At 44.6% G+C, this 2,500-nt stretch carries 6 protein-coding genes and 2 pseudogenes (2 of these 8 cut by a window edge); all 8 read right to left on the reverse strand.

Features of this window, described 5'->3' with window-relative positions; all coding sequences use genetic code 11:
- On the reverse strand, positions 1–42 hold the 5' end (the start) of the coding sequence (locus DESGI_RS25420; RefSeq protein ID WP_006524765.1) for a hypothetical protein. 501 nt of this gene lie to the left of the window's left edge; only the first 42 of its 543 coding nucleotides appear in the window; it begins with the start codon at positions 40–42; its stop codon lies beyond the left edge, outside the window.
- A complete protein-coding gene (locus tag DESGI_RS25425; protein ID WP_207638338.1) occupies positions 24–476 on the reverse strand; it encodes a hypothetical protein in 453 nt (150 codons plus the stop codon). Before DESGI_RS25425 ends, DESGI_RS25420 begins: the two co-directional genes overlap by 19 nt.
- Before the next feature lie 203 nt (positions 477–679).
- Positions 680–1,096, reverse strand: a pseudogene (locus DESGI_RS19335) (secondary thiamine-phosphate synthase enzyme YjbQ).
- 32 nt (positions 1,097–1,128) lie between these two features.
- A complete protein-coding gene (locus DESGI_RS25890) occupies positions 1,129–1,320 on the reverse strand; it encodes a diguanylate cyclase domain-containing protein (RefSeq protein WP_041285003.1) in 192 nt (63 codons plus the stop codon).
- A 16-nt stretch (positions 1,321–1,336) separates the two neighbouring features.
- Positions 1,337–1,429 (reverse strand): annotated as a pseudogene (locus DESGI_RS26320) (hypothetical protein); the annotation flags it as partial.
- Positions 1,389–1,622: a hypothetical protein gene (locus tag DESGI_RS25065; RefSeq protein ID WP_041285004.1), complete on the reverse strand. Its 234-nt coding sequence runs from the start codon at positions 1,620–1,622 to the stop codon at positions 1,389–1,391. The pseudogene DESGI_RS26320 and the gene DESGI_RS25065, both read right to left, overlap by 41 nt.
- Before the next feature lie 113 nt (positions 1,623–1,735).
- On the reverse strand, positions 1,736–2,221 hold the full coding sequence (locus DESGI_RS19350) for a hypothetical protein (RefSeq protein WP_006524769.1): 486 nt from the start codon (positions 2,219–2,221) through the stop codon (positions 1,736–1,738).
- Positions 2,218–2,500, reverse strand: partial view of an AAA family ATPase gene (locus DESGI_RS19355; RefSeq protein ID WP_006524770.1) — the 3' portion only. The gene runs 1,004 nt beyond the window's last position; only the last 283 of its 1,287 coding nucleotides appear in the window; its start codon lies off the right edge, out of view; the stop codon is at positions 2,218–2,220. Before DESGI_RS19355 ends, DESGI_RS19350 begins: the two co-directional genes overlap by 4 nt.

Raw genomic sequence — 2,500 nt, forward strand, 5'->3', positions numbered from 1 at the left:
ACGAGTAGACAGCTTTATGCTGTTCACTTTATCAAGCCGCAAGAAACGCAACACCTTTTGAGTTTTAGAGAGTCTGTTTTAGGATATGGCACACAAAATCGTTCACAGGCAAAACAAGCCGTATTCTTTAATATAGAGGAATATGCCTTTCGCACAAGCATTAGCCCATCGTCCTGCTGTGCCCACGGTATGCTCACAGTGCTGCAGGATGAATAGCCGCTTTCTGATCTTCTCCCGTTTATCCATATTTCTTTTAGCGGCACAGCCTGATAGGGGTGTTCCTGCTCTGCACAGCGCCGCTGCAATGGTGTTAATGTTTCTTCGATGGCTTCATACTTTTCAAAAAAGTCATGAAGTTTTACTTCGTCTAAAAAGGTGATGATATCAAAAACAATACCTTTTGGAAAACGATATATAACAGGAATACACCGCTTTGATCCTGCGTATTCAAACTGCCAATATATCTTCTGTGCCAATCCGTTAATTCCTTTACCTTTGCCCCATAGACTGGAGTTATAATAAATTTTCATTTACCTACCTTTGATTTAGCCAATAAATAGCAAGAATAGACATTAGCTGCACCTAAACTATATCGATTGTTATGCTACAAATGTATGCTACAAAGAATCGTTCAAGCACGCGCAGTAAAGCTAAACCAACGTATGCACGCCGCGCCTGCTTATTCACCGATTATTTTTACCAGCACCCTTTTCCTGCGCTTGCCGTCAAATTCACCGTAAAAAATCTGTTCCCACGGGCCCAGGTCAAGTTTGCCGCTAGTAACCGCCACCACCACTTACCGCCCCATGATGGTACGCTTCAGGTGCGCGTCGGCGTTGTCTTCGAAAGTGTTATGACGATAGCGACTGTACGGCTTTTCCGGGGCCAGTCCTTCCAGCCACACCTCGTAATCATGGTGCAGTCCCTGCTCATCGTCGTTTATAAATACGCTGGCTGTAATATGCATGGCGTTGCATAAAAGAAGCCCTTCATGGATGCCGCTTTCTTCCAGGCATTTTTCCACTTGGGGAGTGATGTTTATTAAAGCCCGCCTAGTCGGCACTTCAAACCATAGTTCTCTTCTAAAGCTTTTCATTTAATCCTCCCATTAATATTTAACATTGTTATTTATACCGCTAATGCTTTTTCAATCCGGTTTCTCCCGGCTTTTTTAACTTTATACAACAGCTTGTCTGCCTTTTTTAGCAATTCAAACAGCTGATCATGGCAGTATAATTCTGCAGCTCCACCACTTATGGTAACCTGGATATTGTTTGGCCATTGCAGCTGACAAATCTTTCGTCTTATCTGGTAAAACAATTAAGAATTCTTCACCCCCATACCTTCCCACCATATCGGTTTCCCTTAAATTATTGGCTATGGTTTTGCTAATTTCTTTTAGGGCCACCCGGTTCGCCACCCTGCCCATCACCCGTTTCCGGGCGATCCGGTTCATGGACACTGGTTTTACCGCCGGGGTTTATCGTATAGGTAGGTCCACCTTGGGCCTTTGCCGCCGCTTCCTCACGTTTCCTTTTTTCTTCCTCAATTTGTTTCTGAGCTACTTCGGGTTTTACGAGCAAACTAATGTTATCTAAATATAGCTGCCCGGTTGGCAGCACCTGGTCGATTTTTAAACCCTGGTATTTGCCGTCATCCGTTACGTTGGCGGCATAAGCAAAATGCCGTGCTTACGGCATGAATTTCTAATTAATTTATTGGAAGGCAACAATACCTAACCCCTGCTTCTACGTCCTATGGCAGGTGCATGATAGCTATAAGCAGTTAAATGAGTATCAGTGGACCAAATCCGCACTGATACCCCCGGGGTACGTTTTATGTAGTCCTCGTAAGCATCGATAATTGACATATCACCAAAACCAATCTGGCGCATGGCCTGATCCGGGAACATATCCGCAAATTTTCTTAAATCATCCGGTGTCCACTCCATGTGCATTAAGCTCCAAGGTGCCCTATTATCAGCGGTGTCCCTTAAATAATCCGCAAACTTTCGAGCAATTGTACGCCTTGTTGTTCCATCGCTTAGATGTGCTATATGGTTACCGGTTTCAATAATACTGGCAATGGGCAAAATTAAAGTTTCACCACGGCCTATAATGCTTAATAGTTCCTCCTCAACTTCCATATATATTTCGCAAAAATTGGGCAGCCTCAGTAAACAGCAAAGTATGGAAGTATCCACAAAATGAACCTGCTTCAATGCCCCAGTCTCCCTTCAGCCCACCGCATCAAATCTTCTCTCTTTTTAACGGCGAGAGACTGCAGATTGACCAGCCCTTGCATAACTATGTCCCCAAGCCTACCTTGGGCCATTAATTCGGGATAGTTTGGCAAATCCACCCAGGAAACAAACCTGCTATCACCTTCGACAGCATCCCTATAGCACACCACCACCCCGGGCATATCCTCCGCCTGCACGGCATTTAAAACTGCCGGGTTATGAGTGGTAACCAGAACATCCAATCCCCTTTGTTTGCCC

It is taken from the genome of Desulfoscipio gibsoniae DSM 7213 (genome assembly GCF_000233715.2).
GTDB classification, from domain to species: domain Bacteria; phylum Bacillota; class Desulfotomaculia; order Desulfotomaculales; family Desulfallaceae; genus Sporotomaculum; species Sporotomaculum gibsoniae.